Below are 21,240 nucleotides of genomic sequence, written 5' to 3'. Positions count from 1 at the left end.
GGCGAGCGGTCCGAACGCGAGCGCTGCCCTCATTCGTCCCGCGTGCCACCGTTCAGGTAGTACCGGATCCGGTCCCGACTCGACTCGGCCACCTTCACGAACTCGAGGACGCGCTCGCCGTCCTCGCGGCGGTCCGACTCGAGGTCGATCGTCAGCGACTGCCCGCGAAGGTGTTCGAGGAGCGCCTCGATCGTCTCCGGATCGCCCCTGACCGTGTGCCGTTCGCCGACGGTCTCCCCCGCTTCCACGTCCCGAATCGTCGAGACCATCGGCCGGAGGATCGACTCGCCCAGGTCGCGCGCCCGCTCCTCGAGTCGATCCTCGTCCGCGTCCGATTCGGCGGCCTGAAACGCGTCCCGGACGATCCGCGAAAAGACGAAGTCGCGGCCGTGATCGAAGGGCAGCGAGAACGCGTAGGCGAGTTCCTCGTGGTGTTGAGCCTCCGTCGTGTACTTGACCAGCCGCTCGCCGTCCGCCGATTTCAGGACGACTCCCTCGCGCCCGGCCGCGTCGAGCTCCTCGATCGCCGCTCGAGTCGGTCGAACGGCGTCGGAGGGCGCCGCTCGGTCGAAGAGTCGCGGCTGGGTGAGGCCGTACTCCTCGCAGAGCCGTCGTCGGTCGGCGACGGCGAGTGGCTCCCCCGACTCGCGGTCGCGGACGTCGAAGACGCGGAACTCGTGGGTGTCGACCCCCTCGTACTCGTGGGTCGAATAGGGCGTCTCCGGCCCGACGAGTTCGGCACAGAGGGTCTTCTCCGAGTGGCTCGCGAAGAACTCCTCGAGCGGGAGGCGGTCGCGGGCCCGCGCCGTCGTGTACGGACAGACGTACCCGCTTCTGGTGAACGCGAGGGGGTCGCCGTCGTCGACGGCCGCGATTCGAACGTTGAAGCCGTCGAGTTTCTCCTCGATCGCGACGGTCTCGCTTTCCTCGAAGAACGAGGGGACGCCGGGATCGAGCACGAGAATCCGGGGAATGCTCGGATAGCCGCGAACGATCGTCTCCGTCTCCTCGACGATGACCGTCCCCCGCTCGACGCCGTGGCGAGCGGCCGTGAGGACGTAGTGCGTTCGGCCCGCGGTCGCCCGTTCCTCGAAGTGCTCGAAGAGGTCGGCTGACGCTTCCGTGGTGGCCTCGAGGCGCTCGAGGTACTCGTCGCGGTCCATGCGTTGTTTGTCACCACACCTCGTGAAAAACACCCGGTCGGTCGGCGGCCGGCGATCAGCGGTCCGCGGATCGTCGACCGATCGACCGCGCCCGGACGATCGAACTCGGGGGGAGACCTTTGTAGCGCACCGTCGAAGTGGCGGCTATGCCCGGCGAACTGCCGCGCCAACAGTTCGTTCTCGACACGTCGCTGTTCATCACCGAGGAGATCCGGCGAGAGGACGAATCGCTCGAGACGGCCGTCGTCCGCCTGCTGGGCCTCGTCGCGACCGCGCGCCTCGAGCTCAACATCTCCTGTTACGTGCCGCCGTCGATCCACGACGAACTCGCGACGATGTTGCGCGAGCGCGACGTCGACGAGGCGGTGTTCTCGCGGCTCGATACGTGGGTCGTCCGCAAGAGTCCAGACCGGTACGGCGTGACGATTCCGGCGAACATCGTCTACAACTTCATCGACGAGATGAGCGATCGCGTCGACCGCGGCCTCCGCGTCTCCGAGAAGGCGATCCGCGAGGTCGAGCAGCTCGACCCCGAGGCGCTCGCGAGCGCTTCGAACGACGACGGGCGCGAGGAGTACATGACCGACGCCGATCGGATCCTCTCGGACATGCGAGACAAGTATCGACGCGCGCTCAGACAGGGCGTGCTCGACTCCCGCGAGGACTTCGACCTGCTGATCCTCGCCCGCGAGCTCGACGCCGGCGTGGTCACCGAGGACCGTGGCATCATCTCCTGGGCCGACGAGTTCGGCCTCCGGTACGTCCGCGGCGGGCAGTTCCCGACGCTGCTCGAGGAGTATCTGCGAGCGGCCGGCGTCGAAGACGATTCGTAACGGCGAGCGCTGCATTCTCCCCTCGAGTGACACTCACAGGTGCGCCGCTATCGGCGGACCGATCTGCGATAAAAAGTCGAGATTGACTGGCTCGTCGCTGTCGCGGCCGGCGACTTACTCGAAGTGGTCGAGGCAGGTCTGGTACTCCTCTTCGGCCTTCTCCCAGTTGACGACGTCGAAGAAGGCGTCGATGAACTCGCCGCGGTCCGGACCGTAGTCGTAGTAGTAGGAGTGTTCCCAGACGTCCAGCGCGAGCACGGGATGTGCGCCCCAGAGCGCGCCCTGGTCGTGCTTGTCGACCGCGAGGTTACGCAGCTGCTTGGCGACCGGATCGTACACCAGCAGCGCCCAGCCGCCGGCGGCGCCGGCTGCCTTCTGGAACTCGCCCTTCCAGCCCTCGTAGGAGCCGAAGTCCTCCTCGATGCGGTCGGCGAGCTCGCCCTCGGGCTCGCCGCCGCCGTCGGGGGACATGTTCTCCCAGAACAGCGTGTGGAGATAGTGGCCACAGCCGTTGTGGGTGACGTCCTTGAGGGCGCCGGGCGTCGAACCGAAGTCGCCCTCCTCGCGGTTCTCCGCGAGGGTCTCTTCGGCCGAGTTCAGCCCGTTCACGTAGCCCTGGTGGTGGGTATCGTGATGCCAGGTCAGTACCTGCTCGGAAAGTGCCGGTTCCAGCGCGTCGTAGTCGTACGGAAGTGGTGGAAGTTCGTGGTCAGTCATTGGCGCTCACCTATAAGTTCATATCCACATCTCGCGTGTTAAGCTTTGAGGAGGGAAACGCTACCATGGAACACAACCGAGTACCGTCACGTGGTTTGCGCTATCGATGGCAGCGTGACATGGAGTCGCGCCCGTCTGGGTCGTCCGCTTCCCGCGCGGTTATCGGTGTTCCCTCAGGCGAGTTCCTTGTGACGGGCGTGCTCGAGCCACTCCTCGAGCGACGGCTGGTTCCAGTAGCGGACCATCTCGCTGCGATGGTCGTGTTCGAGAACGCCCGCGTCCTCGAGCTTCGGCAGGTGCGTGTGCTGGAGTTCCATCCGAACCCGTCGTCGGCGGTTCTCGAGGTCGCAATCGGCGTCGGCGTCAGCGTCGGCTTCGGGCCGATCCGTCTCCGCCGTGCGGTCCGCGTTCGACTCGAGATACTGTCGCGAAACGACGGCGTCCGTCAGTTCCTCCATCGTTGCGACGCCATCGGACTGGTCGTGGAGATGATAGAGCGCGTATCGGCGGCGACGATTCGAGAGCAACTCGAAGATGAGATCCAGCGACGGCGTTACCTCTGCCGTGAGCTCCGTCGACTCTCCCTCCGTTTCACGCATCCACGAACCACCTACCGTATGTTACCATTCGAAACCACCACTCGCCCCTACTGCAGCCGTCACATTAGATGTTACGTCTACCTAGAAAAATACATGTATTCCATTCCGGACTCGGTCGGTAGTAGAATGCCGTTTCGAGCCCGCTAACGCCAGTTCGCTGGCTGCTGGGAAGTGATAACTGACGACGAAAACGGCGACCGCGGTGTTCGCAGTGAACGCGTTACTCGTAGAGCCACTCGGCGTCGTGCTGATCGTAGTCGATCAGCTCGTCGTCGTCGAAGTGGATCGCGATCTCGCGTTCGTTGGCGCCCTCGTCCTCGTGGTCGGCGGCGTGAACGACGTTCCGACCGAGATCGAGCGCGTAGTCGCCCCGGATCGTGCCGGGTTCGGCCTCGAGGGGATCGGTCTCGCCGATCATCTGGCGAACCTGGCGCGTCGCGTCCTGGCCCTCCCAGACCATCGGGACGACCGGTCCCGAGGTGATGAAGTCCACGAGGTCGTCGTAGAACGGCTTGTCCTCGTGTTCGCTGTAGTGTTCCTCGGCCCGTTCGCGGGGCATGTTCTCGACCTTGATACCGACGAGCTTGAGCCCGCGGTCCTCGAGTCGAGAGACGACCTCGCCCACGAGCCCGCGCGCGAAGGCGTCGGGCTTGACCATCACGAAGGTCCGCTCGTGGTCACTCATTAGGCCTCACTCTCCTCGGCCTCGACTTCGGCTTCCTCGGTCTCGTCGACCGCTTCGTCGCCGGCGGGTACGTCGTCTTCACCCTCGTCGACGGTGTCGGCCTCGGTCTCGAGGTCCTCGTCCTCGGCGGCGTCGACTTCCTCGGTCTGGTCGCCTTCCTCGTCGGCAGGCGTGTCGGCCTGCGCGGGGCTCTTGCCGCGACGACCCTCTTCGGTCCACTCGAGATCGCGCGGTTCGCGACCGAGCTTGTAGTTTTTCTCCGCCTTCGAGTCGACGAAGTGGAGCACGCTGCCGTCGTTCTTGACGTACATGATGCCCGTGCCGGGCTCGATCTCTTCGCCCGTGTAGTCGCAGGTTCGTTTCTCGACCATTGGTTATTGTCCTCCGATGGAGTCCGCCTCGCGGGCGGTCTCGCGAAGCTGGAGTACGTCCCCTTCGCGGACCGGCCCGAGGCAGTTCCGGGTGATGATACGTCCCTGGTTCTCGCCCTCCTGAATACGGCACTTGACCTGCATGGCCTCGCCGTGCATGCCGGTCTTGCCGACGATCTCGATGACCTCGGCGGGCGTGGATCCAGTTTCTTCCTCTTCAGCACTCATCTCTGATCACCTCAGTCGAGGTCCTCGAGCTTGTCGGCGATATCTTCGACGTCGTCGGAGGCCTCGCCGGCGTCGACGATCGCCGCGGCGGCCGAGCCGACCTCGAGGCCGGCTGCGTGGCCGACGTCGTCCTGGGTCTCGACGAAGACGACGGGGATGCCCTTCTCCTCGGCGAGGTCGGGCAGGTGCATGACGATCTCCTCGGGGGAGACGTCCTCGGCGACGTAGACGAGCTCGGCGTTGCCGCGCTCGATCGCCTTCGTGGTTTCGTTCGTTCCTTTCTTTACGCGTCCGGTGTCTCGTGCGACCTCGAGGGCCTCGAGGGCGTCCTCTGCGAGGTCGGCTGGGATGTCGGTGTTGACGTAGACTGACATTGGTTGTTCACCTCTCCTACACGTGGGCTCGCGCTCCCCTGCCGTCCGGGACGCTGGGCACCCCGGGCCGAATCAAAATCGGCGGAAGTCCTGTGAGGCTAGGAGCATCATCAACCCCGCGTAGGGTGTACTACGTCTGTAGCGTTGCCCCCCTTAAAAGCGTGTTCAAACGCACGGAGCCGTGCGACGCGTCCGCACAGGAGAGTACCACGTCGTCTCACCTTCGTCACCCTAACATCACTAAATCGACAGTTCGATCGAGACTCAGGTCGCGCCCTCGGCCTCGAGTCGAAGGGCCTCGATTTCCTCGACCAGTTCCTGACGCAGTCGTTCGGCGTCCTCGTCGTCGTAGTCGGTGTGATACTCCTTCGCCACGCCGTGTTCCGCGAGCATGTAGTGGCGGTCTGGCGTAACGTCGTGGCGATCGAGACACTGCTTCGTGCACTCGAGCGGGCAGCCGTCGATCGCGACGATCGGGCGTCCGGACGTCGCGGTGTCGACCAGCGGCGCCACGCCGCCGCCGACGCCGGCGATACACGACATCTCGGCGACGCCGTCCCGGTCGAGGGAGACGGCCAGCTCGTTCGCCAGCTGTGCGGCGCTCGAACAGCCCGAACAGGAGTAGACCAGCGGCAGGTCGTCGTACTCGGTCTCGTCGCTCATATCGGGCGTCCGTTTCGCTCGAGCGCTCGAGAAGGTGGTCCCGAACATGTGTGTATCGACAGGTTACTCGCTCGGCACCGTATCGCACTCTATGAACGATCTCAGAACCCACGCGGTCCCGGACGCGGTCGAGCCCGATGACTGGACGCTCCGCGTGACAGGCGCCGTCGACCGATCGCTTCGCCTCTCCGCGGCGGCTCTCGAGTCGCTCCCGCTCGAGACGATCACGGACGACTTCGCCTGTGCCGAGGGGTGGGTCGCCGACGGACTCGCGTGGCGCGGGTTCGCGTCGGAGATCTCCTCGAGCGTGCCGGTCCGTCGGCCGAGGCCGAGCACGCCCTCGCCCGCGCGATGGACGGCGACTACGCCTGTTCGTTCCCGCTCGAGGCGCTCTCGGACGCGTTGCTCGCGGTCGAACTCGACGGTGAGCCCCTGCCGGTCGAACACGGCGGGCCGGCCCGACTCGTCCCGATCGGTCCCAACCGCGACTGCTGGGAGAGCGTGAAGTGGGTCTCAGAAATTCGCGTCGGTGAAACGCCGTTTCCGGACGCCGACACCGCGAAGGAGACCGCGCTGTCCCGGATCGAGTAGGCCGCGGGATAGCAGCCGTCGACCACGCCGCCCGAACCCGCCGATAGTGGAAATACTGTCAATTGGTTCCGACTTTAAGTAACTTCTCAGGCATTGAAATATGCACGAAACGCATGGCTTCGATAGAAAAAATTACCTTCGCTTGTGACTCGCCGGACCGACTCGCGGCGTTCTGGGCGAGCGCGCTCGAGCGCGAGCGAGTGAATCTGCCGCGGGAACTGGCCGGTGGCGAGACGGGCGACCCCGACCACGTCGTGCTCACCGATCCCGAGGATCGAACACCGGACCTGCTGTTCAAACGAATGCCGAAGAGCACCACCGAGGACATCCCCATCCACCTCGATCTGGCGGTCGCGGACAGGGGAGCGTCGGTCGAACGGTTCGAGTCCCTCGGCGCGAGCGCGGTCGAAACGAAACTCGAACGCTTCGGCGATCGTACCCAGGAGTGGACGGTGATGGAGGATCCCGAGGGGAACGGGTTCTGCGTGAGCGAACGGGAGTCCGAGTGAGCGAGCAGCGGCGACCTGCTCGTCTTGCTAACCCCGCCGCTCGAAGACTGGCCCGACCGCCGCGGGTCCGGACGTGCTCGTCACCGCACCCTGGTTGCGGAACGCGGCGGAGCTGTTCGACCGCGCCGGCGAACTGCTGGGACGCTCGCGGCCGACGCGACGATCGACGCTCGGACGATCGAGACGTGTGCCGCTGGTCGCGTTCGATTCCTCGAGCCGTCGCTCGGTCGAGTGCGGTAGTGAACGTGCCGTTCGAACTATCGGAAAATCGATTTTCGAAACGCGAACGGTCGACGCCGACTCGCGTCGACGACCGCCGTTACTCGCCTTCGGAAGCGGTTTCGGTGATCCGATCGAGGAGTTCTTCTTCCGAGCGCTGGTTGCGCACGAACTCGACCAGCCAGGAGACGCGAACATTCATCGTGAGGCCCGACTTTCCTTTCTTGTTCTTCCCGTGGGTCTCGTCCAGGATGGACACGGTGATGGTCTCGATTTCGGCGATGAACGCCTGCAGATCGGTGACCGCGTCGGTCGCGGCGCTAACGATGTCCGAGAGCCGCTGTCGTACCTCGGCACTGTCAGCCGAGGCCGACAGGTCGTCCGTGTTCATGTCCGAGACCGACACCTCGAGAGTGAGATTCGACCCGCTTCGGCGGAGCGTCTCGATAGTGATACCCCGTTGCTCCAGCAGGGATTCGAACGCGTCGACATCGAGGCCGGGAACGTCTCGTTTCCCCTTCTTGTCACCGCCTTTCTCGTCGCCGTCCTCGCCGTTTTCACCGTTTTTGCCGTCCTTACCGTTTTTGCCGTCCTTGCCGTTTTCGCCGTTTTCGTTGGAGTCGTTCGGCGTTTCGTTCCCGTTTCCGTTCTCGTCGGAATCGTTCTCGCCACCGCTCATGAGATCCCCGCCGCTGCAGCCCGCGAGGACGGTTGCCAGTCCGACGCCGCTACCAATGAGGAGTTTTCTTCGCTCCATGGGCGCCACGTCGACGATACTTCTTAAAGGTAATTGGCGGATATAAATTGAGACGCGACCGTTCGAATTTTGGGATTGTTTCCTGACGCTCAATCGAGGCGCCGTCCGGCGTTTACGATGGGAGAGTCGCAGTTCGGTCGCGTCCGACCGGGTGCGACATCAACGATTGCATTGATTGCAACGGAACGGTGACAGTTCTCGGCCCCGCCACCGAACCGCCGGATGGGACGCAGGGATGCCGTCCTCGACGGATCCCGGCCACTATTACGGTCTGCGTTCCAACGAGACCCATGATCGTCGAGAGGGGTGCGATAGCCCTGTTCGAGGAGGCGACGGCGGTCGACGAGCGACGCGTCCTCGTCCTGGCCGGTGACCGAGAGCGCGGGTACGACGCCCTCGAGTCGATCCTCGACGCCCTTCCCGTCGCGATCACCGGCACCGCGCTCGTCGGCCCCGAGGATCGCCTCCGCTGTGAACGCCTCCCGCAGGCGAACGCACGGGAACTCCTCGGGACGACGCGAGACGTGATCGCGCTCGACGCCCACGAGGGGCTCCGGCCGAACGCGCTCGGAGCGGTGGTCGGTGCGGTCGACGGCGGCGGCCTGTTGGTCCTGCTGACGCCGTCGCTCGAGGACTGGCCCGACCGTCGCGGCGCGTTCGACGAGTCGCTCGCCGTCCCCCCGTTCTCGCTGTCGGACGTGACGGGCCGGTTCCGACGGCGACTCGTCGAGACGCTCCGCGAACATCGCGGAATCGGAATCGTCGACCTCGACCGCGAGACCGACCGGATCGTCGACGACGGACTGACGGACCCCGCGCCGCGGATACGTGACTCCGCTGCGCCGACGCCGCCGTCCGATCACCGGTTTCCGGCCGCCGCGTACGAGGCCTGTCTCACGGCCGATCAGGTCGAGGCGGTCGCCGCGTTCGAATCGCTGCTCGAGGCCGGCGGAGACGGACCGAACGTCGGGGAGGGCGACGACCCGGACCGCCACGACCGCAGGCGAGCCGTCGTCCTCGAGGCCGACCGCGGCCGCGGCAAATCGAGCGCGGCGGGACTGGCCGCTGGTGCGTTCGCTGCCGACGGGCTGGACGTGCTCGTCACCGCCCCGCGAAGGCGAAACGCCGCGGAGGTCTTCGACCGCGTCGGCGAACTGCTGGAGACGCTCGAGATCGAGGCGACGATCGACTCCCGGCGGATCGAGACGGCCGCCGGCGGCGTGGTTCGGTTCCTCGAGCCAGCGGACGCCGTCGAGAGCGACCGGCTCGGGGCCGCGGACGTCGTCGTCGTCGACGAGGCCGCCGCGTTGCCGGTCTCGAGGCTCGAGTCGCTGCTCGCGGCCGACCGCGTCGCGTTCGCGACGACGATCCACGGCTACGAGGGGGCCGGTCGCGGTTTCTCGGTCCGATTCCGGGACCGACTCGCCGAGAGCGACCACGAGGTGGTCGAACGCACGCTCGTCGACCCGATCCGCTACGCGGCGGGCGACCCCGTCGAGGTCTGGGCGTTTCGGGCCCTCTTGCTCGACGCTCGCCCGCCGGTCGAGTCGTTGGTCGCCGACGCGACGCCCGAAACGGTCGAGTACCGCACCCTCGAGCCCGACGCCCTCCTCGCGGACGAGACGCTGCTCCGGGAGGCGTTCGGCCTGCTCGTCCTCGCTCACTATCGCACCGAGCCCAACGACCTCGCGCGACTGCTCGACGCGCCCAACCTCGAGGCCCGCGCGCTGGTTCACGACGGCCACGTCGTCAGCGTCGCACTGCTGGCTCGCGAGGGGACCCTCCCGCCCGAGACGCGCGCGATGATGTACGAAGGCGGCCGGGTCCGGGGGAACATGCTTCCGGACGTCCTCACCAGTCAGTTGCGCGACGAGGCCGCCAGCGAGCCAGCGGGCCTCCGCGTCGTCCGCATCGCGACCCACCACGCGGCCCGCTCTCGAGGATTGGGCTCGCACCTGCTCGAGCGCGTTCGCGAGGAATTCGAGTCCGCGGTCGATTGGCTGGGAACCGGCTTCGGCGCCACGCCTGGCCTCCTCGAGTTCTGGCGCGACAACGGCTACCGCGCGGTCCACCTCTCGACGACCCGAAACGACGCCAGCGGCGAGTACTCGGCGCTCATGCTCGCGCCGACGAGCGATTCGGGAACCGAACTCCACGACCGCCACGCCGACTGGTTCGCCCGCCGGTTCCCCGCGCTCTGTACGGACGCACTCTCGGACCTCGAGCCGGACGTCGCCCGTGCGGTGCTTCGGTCGGTCGACGCCGACGCGGCCCCGGAGCTCGCTCTCTCGGCTCACGACTGGCGCATCGTCGCCGGCGCGGCCTACGGCCCCGGCCTGTTCGACGTCGATCCCGGCCCGTTCCGTGACCTCGTCGTCCGATACTTCGTCGAGGATCCCGATGACGTCGATCTAACCGGCCGCGAGGAGCGCCTGCTCGTCCTGCGCGCCCTGCAGGGCCGACCGTGGGCTGCCGTTGCGGAGCGTCTCGAGTACCACTCTACGAGCCAGTGTATGCGCGCGCTCGGGGGCGCGGTCTGTCCGCTGGTCGACCGCTACGGGACGGACGCGGCACTCGAGGTCCGAGAGCGGTTCAGCGAGGAATGACGGAGGCGTCGGTTCGAGCTACTCCAGGACGGCCTCGAGCGCGTCCATCGCGCGATCGACCTTTTCGAGCTCGGCGTTGTACCCCATGTGGCCGAATCGGAGGATATCGTTCTCCATCTCGCCGAGTCCGGTCGCCAGCACGACGTCCTCCTCCGCCGCGACCCGCTGCTGAACCTGCTTCGCCTCGCCCGGGAGGTGAAACGCCGTCACGGTCGGGGAACTCCGCTCCCGATCGGGATAGACCTCGAGTCCCAGTTCGGCGCCGCGCTCGCGACAGCGCTCGGCGGCGGCCTCGTGGCGCCGGTAGACGCTCTCGAGGCCCTCCTCGAGCAGGCGATCGATCGCTTCCTCGAGGGCGGCCACGTTCGCGCTCAGGTGCGTGTAGGGGAACTCCTCGGAGACGTCCCGCCACGGGAGGAAGTTCGTGTACAGCGAGGACGGGTCGCGGTCGTCCATCAGCTCCCAGGCCCGGTCGCTGATCGCGGCGGTGGTCAGCCCCGGCGGCGCGCTGAAACACTTCTGGGACGCCCCGAGACAGACGTCGATCCGATCGGTCGGGACCGGCGTCCCGCCGAGCGACGAGACGGCGTCGACGACGCTCGGCACGTCGTGTTCCTCGAGCAGGTCCAGAATGGGATCGAGATCGTTGAGCGTCCCCGTCGGCGTCTCGCAGTGGACCATCGTCGCCAGTTCGAACGGTTCGCCGTCGTTTTCGGCGTCCTCGAGCGCACGTTCGACGGCCTCGAGGTCGAGCGGTTCGTCGAAGGGCGCCGAGACGAGTTCGGCCTCGCCGCCGTAGGACTCGACGAAGTCCGCGAACCCGTCGCCGTAGAGCCCGTTCGAAATACAGAGCACCCGGTCGCCGGGCGCGACCAGCGAGGCGATCGCCGCCTCGAGGCCCAGAATGCCCTCGCCGCCGGGGACGACGACGTCGTGGTCGGTGTCGTAGACGTCGGCGAGGTCCTCGCAGAGCGCCTGGTAGCGCTCCGCGAACGCGGGATCGACGTCTGGGTTCGGCTGTTCCTCGGCCATCGCCTCCCTGACCGCCGGCGGAACCGCCGTCGGTCCTGGCGTGAACTTCATGGTCGTTCTCCGCGCCGCGTCCCTTAGCCGATTACGGTGGCGGTGAACGATTCGCCGCGAACGGTCGGGAGCACTCTCTGCGAGGGGTCAGGAGAGCAGTCGCCGCAGTACCGACTCGGGCGTCGCTTTCAGGACCCACGCGACGAGCCGCCAGCGCCGCGTGACGTAGACGTGGGTCCGTCGCTCGCGGATCGCGCGGGCGATCTGTGCGGCGGCCGTTTCCGGCGAGCACTCCCAGAAGCCGCCCATCGAGAGTTCGGTGTCGACGAAGCCCGGTTCGACGGTCGTGATCGTCACGTCCGCGTCGCGATCGGCCTGTCGCGCCCGCAGTCCCTCGAGGTACGTCGAGACGAACGCTTTCGAGGCGTTGTACGCCTGCACGCCGCCGACCCCGAAGTGGGCCGCGACCGAGGAGATGCCCACGAGGTGGCCGTCTCCGGCTCGCGCGTGGTCGGGCGTCGACTCGAAGTACTCCATCGCGGCGGTTGCGATCGCCGTGAACCCGCGGACGTTGACGTCGATCGTCTCCCGTTCGGACTCCCACTCGAGGTCCGGGTTCATCGCCGCGGTGCCGGCGCTGATGACGACCACGTCGACCGACGGCATCGCCGCGGCGAGTTCGAAGAAGCCCTCGCGGGCGTCTGCGGTATCGGTGACGTCCATCGTCGCGACGGAGGCGTCGGTCGGCAACGCGGCACCGATCTCTTGCATGCGTTCCGTCCGTCGGGCCGCCAGCCCGATCGCGTATCCCTCGTCGGCGAGCGCTCGAGCCAGCGCTTCGCCGATGCCGGAGGAGCCGCCGACGATGATCGCCCCGCGCGTCTCGCTCATACCCGTCGATTCGGACGCCGGGAGGTAACGATACCGGTGGCCGAGCGCTGACCGGTCGAAGGCCGTACACCTTTGGCCGGCCCCGTCGTCGGTCCCCGTATGGTCGATGCAGTCACGATCATCGCGGTCGCCCTGCTCGTCGGCGGCGTCGTCGGAACGGTCGCCCCGCTGGTCCCCGGCGGGCTGCTCTCGCTGTCGGGACTCGGGCTCTACTGGTGGGGCTCCGGCTTCAGCGAGCCCGGGACCCTCACGGTCGCCGTCCTCGCGCTCCTCGCCGTCATGACGATCGTCGCGGAACTGTTCGGCGGCTCGATCGCCGCCAAGGCGGGCGGGGCCTCGTGGACCACTACCACGATCGCCACCGTCGTCGCCATCGTCCTCATGATCGTCACCGGGCCGCTGGGGCTGCTCGCCGGGCTGTTCGGGACCGTCTTCGTCGTCGAGTTCGTTCAAGGTGGCGACGCCGGCGGCAGCGTCCGATCGGCGGCGTACGCGACCGGCGGGATGCTCGCGTCGACGGCGATTCAGGTGCTGTTGACCCTCACGATCCTCCTGGGATTCCTCGTCGCGCTCTTCGTGTTCTGATCGCCGCGTTCGCACGCTACCGTTCTCGCGTCGGTCGGGACGAGACGATAGCGCTCCGATTCGTATTCGCGCCGTCGTGACTGCAACTTATCCGGCCACGGACCGTACTCCGTCTATGAGCATGTTCGAACGGCTCGGCGAGAAAGTCGAGCGCTTCAAGCAGGAGGCGGTGGCCGCACGCGACGACAGCGCTGCCTACCGCTGTCGCGACTGCGAGACCCGATTCCACAGCGAGCAAGAGACGTGTCCGGAGTGTGGCAGCAGCGAACTCGAGCGCGTCTCCGAGGCGACCGAATCGGACGTGGAGACGAGCGCCCGAACGGAGCCGGAAACGGGTACAGAGACGGAAACAGGAACCGAAACGGAGACAGAGACGCAGTAACGTTCCACCGTCACCGGCCGACCGACCGATCGACGTGCGGTCGGCGCCGGGCCGAACTAGGGATGCGCGTAGTAGACGACGGTCTCGTCTTCTTCATCGTCGTGACGGTCTCGCGGACTTCGTCCGCTCGAATCATCCGTGGCGCGTGGCGCCACGCTGTCAATCCTCGCGAACCCGACCCGTTCGAACTGCACCATCTCGTCGGGTGCGAGGTCGCCGACGCCGGGCTCGGCGTGGCCGCGAACGTCGCCGTCGGGCGTACGCATCCGAACGTCGACGCTCTCGCTCGCCGGGGCCCAGTGGACGACGTCGACCGCGCCTTCGCGGACCACGTCGATATCGTCGGCCGTGTACTCGAGCGCGCCCTCGGCGTACCGGAAACAGCCCAGTCCCTTGAGCCAGATCCGCTCGCCGTCTTCGGGGACGTCCTCGGGCTCGAGCATCACGGAGTCGCTGACGGGAATCTCGCGGACACCGCGCTCCTCGTGGTTGGGGTGGAGCGGCGGGTTCGCCTCCGCGGGCGGATCGCCGGAGATGGGCAGCTGGTTGCCCTCGCGGACGAAGAAGCGACGGTCGGTCTCCTCGTCGATCAGGTCGCGGTTGTTCGCGTAGATCGAACTCATCGCGAGGTCGACGTCGCTGGTCGAGGTGCCGAGCCCGGCCATCGCCTCGACGATGGCCTCGCCGCGGATGCCCCGGCGGCGGAGGCTCTTGAGCGTCGGCGCGCGCGGGTCGTCCCAGCCGTCGAGTTCGCCCTCCTCGATCAGTTCGGCGATGGTCGACGTGCTCATCTTCACGTCGTAGGCGTCGATCTGGACGTGGCCCCAGTGGACGACTTCAGGATAGTCCCATCCGAAGTAGTCGTAGACGAACTGCTGGCGCTTCGCGGAGTCCTGCAGGTCGATCCCGCGGATGATGTGGCTGATCTCGAGGAGGTGGTCGTCGACTCCCGACTGGAAGTCGAGCATGGGCCAGCAGCGGTACTCGCTGGCCGCCTCGCGGGGATGGGGGGTGTCGATCATCCGGAACCCGACCCAGTCCCGGAGCGCGGGGTTCTTGTGCTCGATGTCGGTCTTGATCCGCAGGACCATCTCGCCGCTGCTGTACTCGCCGTCGACCATGGCTTCGAACTCCTCGCGGACCGTCTCGGCGTCCTTCTCGCGGTGGGGACACGGCTCGCCGCTGTTCTTCAGCTCCGAGAACTCCTCGCCCGAACACGAGCAGGTGTAGGCCCCGCCGAGTTCGATCAGTTCGCGGGCGTGCTCGTAGTAGGTCTCGAGGCGGTCGCTGGCTCTGTAGGTCGCGTCGGGTTCGAAGCCGAGGTAGTCGAGGTCCTCGAGGATGGCGTCGTAGGCCTCCAGATCGGGTCGCTTCGTCTCGGGGTCGGTGTCGTCGAATCGGACGCAGAACCAGCCGTCGTACCGTTCCTTGTACGTGCCGATGACGGCGGGCATCCGGGCGTGGCCGACGTGCCACGGCCCGTTAGGGTTGGGCGCGACGCGCATCCGGATCTCGTCGTACTCCTCGGCGTTGGGTAGGTCCGGGAGGTCGTGCTCGTCTTCCTCCTCTTCGGCCTCGATCTCGGCGAGTTCCTCGGGGGCGAGGTCCTCGAGGCGCTCGCGTTTCTCCTCGTAGTCGAGGTCGTTGACCCGGCCGACGACGCCGCCGGCGATGCCCGGGATCTCGTCGCCGTGCTCGCGGAAGTCGGGGTTGTCGCCCATCAGCGGCCCCATGATCGCGCCGACATCGGCGTCGCTCTCGTGTTTGACGGCGTTCAACAGCGCGTGCTTCTCGGCCTCGCGCTCGATGCGCTCGCGCAACTCGTCGTTCATTACGCTGCGATAGTCGTGCCCGGACCAAAACGTCCGCGATGTTCATGCGTCGTTTGCGGGTCCTCCCTCGCGAATTCCGCGGCGGTGACGACGATGCTCGGTTCGTCCCGACGGCGGACCGGTCGTCCGGCATGCGGTGGCGCGCGCTGTCGACCGGCCGAGCGAACGCGAGGCCGGGCAGCAAATTCGTGCGAGGGATGAGCGACTAGTGCGGGACCGAAGGTCCCGCATACCATGCGAACGGGCGCGAAGCGCCCGTGAGCAGACGACGGGAGCGAATCGGCTGGGGAGGGAGTGGCAACTCCATGTTGCCACGGTAGCAGGACGCTCGTTTTCATCGACACTCCGTGAAACCACGATTCAGATCGTGTCTAAACGGAACGGGTACGTGTTCGCACGTCCGAGCGGACGGTTCGTGCGCTGCTATCGTAGTAGTGATGCCACGTCCTCTCCAGCCGACTCGCTCACTCCTGTTAATCGCTCGCTCCCCTCACGCCCTCGATCCGTACTGATCCGTTCTCGACCCCTGTGGTCCCTCTTCCGAACCGACGTCCCGCCGCTACTCGAGCGATCGCACTCACACGGCCGAAAAATATCGTCGAAAAGCGGCGACCGAACGACGCCACCGAGCGTCTCAGTAGCCGCGTTCGATCAGGTAATCCGCCAGATCCCGAAGCAACTCGCGGGCCTCGTTGTCCGGCAGGACCTCGAGTCGCTCCTTGCCCTGGGCGACGAGGTCCTGGGCCGTGGTGTTGGCGTACTCGATCGAGCCGGCGGCCTCGAGTTCGGCAACGGCCTCGTCGATCTCGCGTTCGGTGACGGCCTCGACGTCGTCCGTGTCGACCAGATTGTCGACGTCGACGCCCTGGTCGCGGGCGTGGACCGTGATCAGCGTCTGCTTGTTCTCGACGAGGTCGCTCCCTCGCTGTTTGCCGAGCTTCTCGCTCGGAACCGTCAGGTCGAGGACGTCGTCCTGGATCTGGAACGCCCGACCGATGTCGAGCCCGTAGCCGTAGAGCGCGTCGACCGTCTCCTCGTCGGCCTCCAGCAGGACGGCCGGGAGACACGCCGAGGCGGCGTACAACACCGCGGTCTTCTGCTCGACCATCTCGAGGTACTCGTCGGGGGAGACGTCCTGGCGCTCCTCGAAGGTGACGTCCAGCGACTGGCCCTCGCAGATCTTGGTACAGGTCGTCGCGAGCACGTTGAGCGCTTCGACCGATCGGTCGGGTTTCGCGCCGGTCTCGAGCATGATCTCGAACGCCTTCGAGTAGAGCGTGTCGCCGGCGAGAATGGCCGTCTCGAGGTCGTACTCCTTGTGGACCGCGGGGACGCCCCGCCGGAGGTCGTCGTCGTCCATGATGTCGTCGTGGATGAGGGTGAACGACTGGATGACCTCGACGCTGACCGCGGCGTCCATGATGTCGATGGTGCTCCCGCTCAGGGTCGGGAACTCGCGGTAGTCGGTGCTCAGCGGCTCGACGTCGAGCAGCGATTCGGCCGCCGTCAGCAGGACGGTCGGTCGCAGCCGCTTGCCGCCGGCGTCGAGCAGGTACCGCGACGCCTCGTAGAGCCGTTCGGGGCGCTGGATCGGGAGCTCCTCCGGGATGGCCTCGTTGACCCGCTCGCGGCGCTCGCGGACCGCCTCGAGCACCGCCTCCTCGCGTGCCTCGGGACTGGTCATATCAGTCGACGAGTTGGATGAGGTTCCCGTTGCGCGTGACGTGGAGATCACGTCCGAGTTTGTACCCCTCGCTCTCACAGAGATTGACGTAGCTGGAGTAGCCGCTCATATCCTGGTGAGCGGGAATGACGTGCTGGGGCTGGAGCGCGTTCAGCATCTCGTAGTGGCCCTCCTGGTTGAGGTGACCCGAGACGTGGATGTCGTCGTAGACGCGGGCGCCCTGCATCCCGAGCAGCTTTTCGGCCTGGTAGCGCTGGCCCTCGTTGGTCGGCTCCGGAATGACTCGCGCCGAGAAGACGACCTTGTCGCCGTCGTCCAGTTCGTAGGGGGTCTCGCCGCGAGCCATTCGGGTGAGCATCGCGCGGGGCTCGCCCTGGTGGCCGGTGACGACGGGCAGGTAGTTCTCCTTGCCCTCGTTCATGATCCGCTTGAAGGTCCGATCGACGGACTTGCGGTGACCGAACATCCCCAGATCGTCGGGGAAGTCGACGAAGTCCAGCCGTTCGGCCGTGCCGGAGTACTTCTCCATCGAGCGACCCAGCAGGACGGGTTGACGGCCGATGTCCTTGGCGAACTCGACGAGGCTCGTCACGCGCGAGATGTGACTCGAGAAGGTGGTGGCGACGATGCCGCCGTCGTAGTCCTCCATGCTGTAGAGGACGTCCCGGAGGTGTTCCCGGGCGACGTTCTCCGAGGGCGTCCGCCCCTTCTTGTTGGCGTTCGTACAGTCTTCGATGTAACAGAGGACGCCGTTGCCCTCGCGACCGATCTCGCGGAACCGCTCCATGTCGATCGGGTCGCCGATGACGGGCGTGTGGTCCATCCGCTTGTCCAGCCCGTAGACGACCGCGCCTTCGGGCGTGTGCAGGACCGGGTTGATCGCGTCGATGATCGAGTGCGTGACGTTGACGAACTCGAGTTCGACCTTGCCGCTGTCGCCGATCGACATCGTCTCGCCGGCGTCCATCTTCACGAGGTCGTTCTCGACGCCGAACTTCTGCTCGCCCTCGATCTGCTGTTTGACGAGTTCGATCGTGAACGGCGTCGCGACGACCGGCGCGTTGTACCGGTGGGCGAGTTTCGAGATAGCGCCGATGTGGTCGAGGTGGCCGTGGGTCGGCACGATGGCCTTCACGTCGCCCTCGAGGTCGCTCATGACCCGATCGTCGGGGATAGCGCCCATGTCGATCAGATCTAAGCTGTGCATCCGCTCGGTTTCGACGTTGTCGTGGATCAGGACCTGCGAGAGGTTCAGACCCATGTCGAAGATGACGACGTCGTCTCCGGCGCGAACGGCAGTCATCTGCCGTCCGACTTCTTCGTAGCCGCCGATTGTTGCGATTTCGATTTCCATAGTTCGTTGTACTGAAAGCCGCGATTGACTCTCATCGAAACGGTCCGCGGACTCCCGGTTGTGCGGCCCCGGCGTCTTACAGCGCGTCGGCCATCCCGCTATGCGCACGGGGAGGCAATCGCCTCCGATCGGTCGACGGTGTCACACCGTCGACCCCGAGCGCACTTGCCCGCGGGTTTCGCTACTGGCCACTACACGCCGGGGTGTTAAAAACGCAGTGGGTTGGGTGTCCGCTCGAGCACCGCTCTCCGCGAACGGCGAACCCGAGACGAGAACCGTCGCGAGAGCCGTTTCCAAGCGCACGAACCGGTCGTCCGTTCTCACCGTCCGGCCGGTTTCGCGTCTGCCGCTCCGGACCGGACCCGATCCGACGGGGCGGCCCGTCGAGGATCCCTTTCGGACGCGACGCGTCCGCCCTCACTGACTGAGGTAGCCGCCCTCGACGCCGAACGCCTCCCCGGTGACGAACGACGCCTCGTCGCTACACAGCCACACCACGGCGTTCGCGACTTCTTCGGGCGTTCCGAGCCGGTTCATCGCGTGCATGCCCGCGATCTGCTCGCGCTCTTCCTCGGTCATGTTCTCCTCGAGGAGGGGCGTGTCGATGAAGCCGGGACAGACGCTGTTGATCCGGACGCCGGTCTCGCCGTTCTCGAGGGCGGCGCTCTTCGTGAGCCCGAGCACGCCGTGTTTGGCCGCGGCGTACGCCGAGGAGGTCTCGAACCCGACCTTCCCGAGGACCGAGGCGTTGTTCACGATCGCGCCGCCCGATTCCTGGTCCCGCATCCGATCGATCTCGGCCCTCATGCAGTTGAAGACGCCGTTCAGGTTGACGTCGATGACCCCGTGCCAGCTCTCGGCGGGATACTCGTCGACGGTGGCCTCCTCGCCTCCGATGCCGGCGTTGTTGAACGCGTAGTCGAGTCGGCCGTACTCCTCGACGGCGGTATCGACCATCGCCCGCGCCGATTCCGGATCGGTTACGTCCGCCTCGACGAAGATCGCGTCACCCCCGTCGTCCTCGATCGTCGTGACCGTTTCCTCGCCGCCATCGACGTCGAGATCCGCGACGACGACGCTCGCTCCGCGCTGTGCGAACTCGACCGCCGTCGTTCGTCCGATTCCCGATCCACCGCCCGTGATCACCGCGGTCGCCTCTTCGATCGAAACCATACGTGAACATGATACGAAGAGTTACAAAAACGGTCCGGCCCACGTGTTCCCCCATCTGAACGATTCGAAACCGGTGTACGGTCCCATCGCTGAAAATACGAGTTTTGGAAAATCGCTATTAAACGCGTATTGAATCGATACTGGCGGATGGCAGTACAGTATGAAATACTGACGCTGACAACTAGTTCCGCTCGAACCGGGAAGCGACCGTGAGCGACACGAACCGGGAATACCCCGATCAAAACCGCCGGAGTCGACTACGACTCCGACGATTCGATCGTCGTCCCCGCGGACTCGCCCCGGAGGAACGCGTCCAGTTCCGCGAGACCGAAGACCGAGGCCTCGGCCTCGAGCGCGAGCAGCGCCCGCACCTTCGCGGCCATGCCGCCGGTGACGTCGGTCGCCGCGCTCTCGCCCAGCACGCCGGCGACGTCCTCGTAGGCCGCGATCCGGTCGATGACCGCATCGTCGTCGTCCAGCACGCCCGGCACCGTCGAACAGAGACCGATCCGGTCGGCCTCGAGGTCGCGGGCCAGTGCCGCCACGAGTTCGTCGCCGCTGACGACGGTCGCGCCCGAGCCCGCGTGGGCGACCATATCGCCGTGGAGGACGGGGACGAACCCCTCTCCGAGCAGCGTCGCCACCTGTCCGGTCGGCAACTCGAGGTCGCCCGCCGCGTCCCGGTGGGCGGCCGAGAACGGGTGGACCGGCACCGCCTCGACGTCGCGCTCGAGCAGCCGGCGCAGCACGAACTGGTTCAGGGCCTTCATCGCCCCGTGAATCTCGAGCGCGGCACCGGCGTCGCGGGTTCCCTCGGTCGTGGTGACGCCGTGCTCGCTGGCGTTGTGGTGGCCGAAACTGCCGCCGCCATGGACGATCACGAGGTCGTCGACGCCGCCGTCGAGCGCCGCCGCGACCGCGTCGGCGGCCCGCTCGAGGGCTTCGCCGTCGAGGGTCTCGGGGCGCTCCTTGTCCGTGATGACGCTGCCGCCGAGCTTCAGGACGATCATTCGAGTCGCTGCACCCCCGTCTCGGCGAGTTCGGCGCGGAACGCGTCCTCGCAGCCGGGCGTGTACGACAGCGCCGTCTCGGTCTCGTCGCTGTCGTCGAGGCCGACGATACAGCCGCCGCCGCCGGCGCCCGTCAGCTTCGCGCCCAGGGCACCGGCGTCGCGGGCCGCCCAGACCATCGAGTCGAGCGTCCGGGAGGAGACCCCGAGCGCCGAGAGGAGACCGTGGTTGAAGTCCATCAGGCGGCCGACCTCCTCGATATCGCCCGCGGCGAGGGCTTCCTCGCCGCGCCGGACGACGTCGCCGATGGCTTCGACCGTGTCGGCCGCGAAGTCGTACTCCTCGCGGAGGTCGCGGACGCCGGCGACGAGTTCGCCCGTGTCGCCCGCGCCGCCGTCGAAGCCGATCACGATCGGGAGCTCCGGCGCCTCGAGCGAGCGACAGTCGTCGCCCTCGACGCGGACGGCCCCGCCCGTGGCCGAGCAGAACGTGTCGGCACGGGAGGCCTGCCCCCCCTGGACCTCGTGTTCCGTTCGGTAGGCGCGTTCGGCCAGTTCGTCGATCTCGAGGGTCGTGCCGAGTTCGCGAGTGCCGGCGTCGATGGCGGCGACGGCGACCGCCGCCGAGGAGCCCAGTCCCGCGCCCAGCGGGATGTCGCTCTCGATGGTGACGTCGAAGCCGACGTCCTCGGCGCCCGTGACGTCCCTGACCTGCTCGATCGCGCTGTCGACGTACCCCATCGCGGCGTTGAGCAGCGACTCCGAGACGTCGACGTCGGGTCGCCCCTCGGCCTCGCCGGCGTACTCGACGGTGAAGCCGTCCAGACTGAGGTCCTCGGCGTGGATCCTGAGTTTGCTGTCCGCCCGTCGCTCGACGCCGACCCGCGCCCGCAACTCGATCGCACACGGCACCGCGGGCTCGCCGTAGACCACTGCGTGCTCCCCGAACAAGTACACCTTCCCGGGAGCGCTCGAGACTGCCATAGCCCGCC

General features: G+C 66.8%; 22 protein-coding genes and 1 pseudogene. 6 read left to right on the top strand and 17 right to left on the bottom strand.

Annotated features, from left to right (window positions below):
* Positions 1 to 29: 29 nt before the first annotated feature.
* Positions 30 to 1,163: an RNA ligase gene (locus WD430_RS13815; RefSeq protein WP_339103015.1), complete on the bottom strand. Its 1,134-nt coding sequence runs from the start codon at positions 1,161 to 1,163 to the stop codon at positions 30 to 32.
* A gap of 146 nt (positions 1,164 to 1,309) precedes the next feature.
* Here WD430_RS13815 and WD430_RS13810 point away from each other — a divergent pair, with 146 nt between their 5' ends.
* Entirely contained in the window at positions 1,310 to 1,996 is a 687-nt protein-coding gene (locus tag WD430_RS13810; RefSeq protein WP_339103014.1) for an RNA ligase partner protein, read from the top strand.
* A gap of 114 nt (positions 1,997 to 2,110) precedes the next feature.
* Here WD430_RS13810 and sod read toward each other — a convergent pair whose 3' ends face one another.
* From sod to WD430_RS13775, 7 genes are all read right to left on the bottom strand, one after another.
* Positions 2,111 to 2,713 (bottom strand): superoxide dismutase, encoded by a 603-nt coding sequence (sod, locus tag WD430_RS13805; protein ID WP_339103013.1) that lies wholly within the window; start codon positions 2,711 to 2,713, stop codon positions 2,111 to 2,113.
* 173 nt (positions 2,714 to 2,886) lie between these two features.
* Positions 2,887 to 3,312: a hypothetical protein gene (locus tag WD430_RS13800; protein ID WP_339103012.1), complete on the bottom strand. Its 426-nt coding sequence runs from the start codon at positions 3,310 to 3,312 to the stop codon at positions 2,887 to 2,889.
* A 220-nt stretch (positions 3,313 to 3,532) separates the two neighbouring features.
* Positions 3,533 to 3,997 carry a nucleoside-diphosphate kinase gene (gene ndk, locus WD430_RS13795; protein ID WP_092931180.1) on the bottom strand — a complete coding sequence of 155 codons (465 nt, stop codon included), beginning with the start codon at positions 3,995 to 3,997 and terminating at the stop codon, positions 3,533 to 3,535.
* On the bottom strand, positions 3,997 to 4,368 hold the full coding sequence (locus WD430_RS13790; RefSeq protein ID WP_339103011.1) for a 50S ribosomal protein L24e: 372 nt from the start codon (positions 4,366 to 4,368) through the stop codon (positions 3,997 to 3,999). Before WD430_RS13790 ends, ndk begins: the two co-directional genes overlap by 1 nt.
* Positions 4,369 to 4,371: 3 nt before the next feature.
* Positions 4,372 to 4,596: a 30S ribosomal protein S28e gene (locus WD430_RS13785; protein ID WP_008894573.1), complete on the bottom strand. Its 225-nt coding sequence runs from the start codon at positions 4,594 to 4,596 to the stop codon at positions 4,372 to 4,374.
* A gap of 11 nt (positions 4,597 to 4,607) precedes the next feature.
* Positions 4,608 to 4,970: a 50S ribosomal protein L7Ae gene (gene rpl7ae, locus WD430_RS13780; RefSeq protein ID WP_339103010.1), complete on the bottom strand. Its 363-nt coding sequence runs from the start codon at positions 4,968 to 4,970 to the stop codon at positions 4,608 to 4,610.
* Positions 4,971 to 5,234: 264 nt separating this feature from the next.
* Entirely contained in the window at positions 5,235 to 5,633 is a 399-nt protein-coding gene (locus tag WD430_RS13775; protein ID WP_339103009.1) for a putative zinc-binding protein, read from the bottom strand.
* A gap of 46 nt (positions 5,634 to 5,679) precedes the next feature.
* On the opposite strand from WD430_RS13775, the pseudogene WD430_RS22585 reads away from it, so the two are divergent.
* Positions 5,680 to 6,224: pseudogene (locus WD430_RS22585) on the top strand (molybdopterin-dependent oxidoreductase).
* A 113-nt stretch (positions 6,225 to 6,337) separates the two neighbouring features.
* On the top strand, positions 6,338 to 6,733 hold the full coding sequence (locus WD430_RS13760; protein WP_339103007.1) for a VOC family protein: 396 nt from the start codon (positions 6,338 to 6,340) through the stop codon (positions 6,731 to 6,733).
* Positions 6,734 to 7,052: 319 nt separating this feature from the next.
* Here WD430_RS13760 and WD430_RS13755 read toward each other — a convergent pair whose 3' ends face one another.
* On the bottom strand, positions 7,053 to 7,709 hold the full coding sequence (locus WD430_RS13755) for a hypothetical protein (protein WP_339103006.1): 657 nt from the start codon (positions 7,707 to 7,709) through the stop codon (positions 7,053 to 7,055).
* 290 nt (positions 7,710 to 7,999) lie between these two features.
* Between WD430_RS13755 and tmcA the strand changes: the two genes are divergently transcribed.
* Complete coding sequence (gene tmcA / locus WD430_RS13750; RefSeq protein WP_339103005.1) at positions 8,000 to 10,315, top strand: tRNA(Met) cytidine acetyltransferase TmcA; 2,316 nt, start codon at positions 8,000 to 8,002, stop codon at positions 10,313 to 10,315.
* Positions 10,316 to 10,333: 18 nt separating this feature from the next.
* Here the strand turns inward: tmcA and WD430_RS13745 are convergent, their stop codons facing one another.
* Complete coding sequence (locus WD430_RS13745) at positions 10,334 to 11,398, bottom strand: alanine--glyoxylate aminotransferase family protein (protein WP_339103004.1); 1,065 nt, start codon at positions 11,396 to 11,398, stop codon at positions 10,334 to 10,336.
* Positions 11,399 to 11,485: 87 nt separating this feature from the next.
* The gene (locus tag WD430_RS13740; protein WP_339103003.1) at positions 11,486 to 12,229 is read right to left on the bottom strand and encodes an SDR family NAD(P)-dependent oxidoreductase; all 744 of its coding nucleotides are present in this window, start codon (positions 12,227 to 12,229) and stop codon (positions 11,486 to 11,488) included.
* Between the two features lie 99 nt (positions 12,230 to 12,328).
* Here WD430_RS13740 and WD430_RS13735 point away from each other — a divergent pair, with 99 nt between their 5' ends.
* Positions 12,329 to 12,814, top strand: coding sequence for a DUF456 domain-containing protein (locus tag WD430_RS13735; RefSeq protein WP_339103002.1), 486 nt, complete (start codon positions 12,329 to 12,331; stop codon positions 12,812 to 12,814).
* Positions 12,815 to 12,929: 115 nt separating this feature from the next.
* On the top strand, positions 12,930 to 13,196 hold the full coding sequence (locus tag WD430_RS13730; protein WP_339103001.1) for a zinc ribbon domain-containing protein: 267 nt from the start codon (positions 12,930 to 12,932) through the stop codon (positions 13,194 to 13,196).
* Between the two features lie 56 nt (positions 13,197 to 13,252).
* On the opposite strand, the gene WD430_RS13725 is transcribed toward WD430_RS13730, so the two are convergent.
* The 6 genes from WD430_RS13725 to mvk form a co-directional block, all read right to left on the bottom strand.
* Positions 13,253 to 15,028, bottom strand: a complete 1,776-nt coding sequence (locus tag WD430_RS13725; RefSeq protein ID WP_339103000.1) for a glutamate--tRNA ligase — start codon at positions 15,026 to 15,028, stop codon at positions 13,253 to 13,255.
* Positions 15,029 to 15,662: 634 nt separating this feature from the next.
* Positions 15,663 to 16,712: a geranylfarnesyl diphosphate synthase gene (gene idsA3, locus WD430_RS13720; protein WP_339102999.1), complete on the bottom strand. Its 1,050-nt coding sequence runs from the start codon at positions 16,710 to 16,712 to the stop codon at positions 15,663 to 15,665.
* A 1-nt stretch (position 16,713) separates the two neighbouring features.
* Positions 16,714 to 18,066: a ribonuclease J gene (locus WD430_RS13715; protein ID WP_339102998.1), complete on the bottom strand. Its 1,353-nt coding sequence runs from the start codon at positions 18,064 to 18,066 to the stop codon at positions 16,714 to 16,716.
* Positions 18,067 to 18,483: 417 nt separating this feature from the next.
* Complete coding sequence (locus WD430_RS13710; RefSeq protein ID WP_339102997.1) at positions 18,484 to 19,239, bottom strand: glucose 1-dehydrogenase; 756 nt, start codon at positions 19,237 to 19,239, stop codon at positions 18,484 to 18,486.
* A gap of 257 nt (positions 19,240 to 19,496) precedes the next feature.
* On the bottom strand, positions 19,497 to 20,249 hold the full coding sequence (locus tag WD430_RS13705) for an isopentenyl phosphate kinase (protein WP_339102996.1): 753 nt from the start codon (positions 20,247 to 20,249) through the stop codon (positions 19,497 to 19,499).
* Positions 20,246 to 21,232 carry a mevalonate kinase gene (gene mvk, locus WD430_RS13700; protein WP_339102995.1) on the bottom strand — a complete coding sequence of 329 codons (987 nt, stop codon included), beginning with the start codon at positions 21,230 to 21,232 and terminating at the stop codon, positions 20,246 to 20,248. Before mvk ends, WD430_RS13705 begins: the two co-directional genes overlap by 4 nt.
* Positions 21,233 to 21,240: the final 8 nt, after the last annotated feature.

This window comes from Haloterrigena sp. KLK7, from assembly GCF_037914945.1.
Classification (GTDB): Archaea; Halobacteriota; Halobacteria; order Halobacteriales; family Natrialbaceae; genus Haloterrigena; species Haloterrigena salinisoli.
The sequence above is the reverse complement of the archived record's forward strand: the minus strand, read 5'-3'. Positions and strand labels throughout refer to the sequence as shown.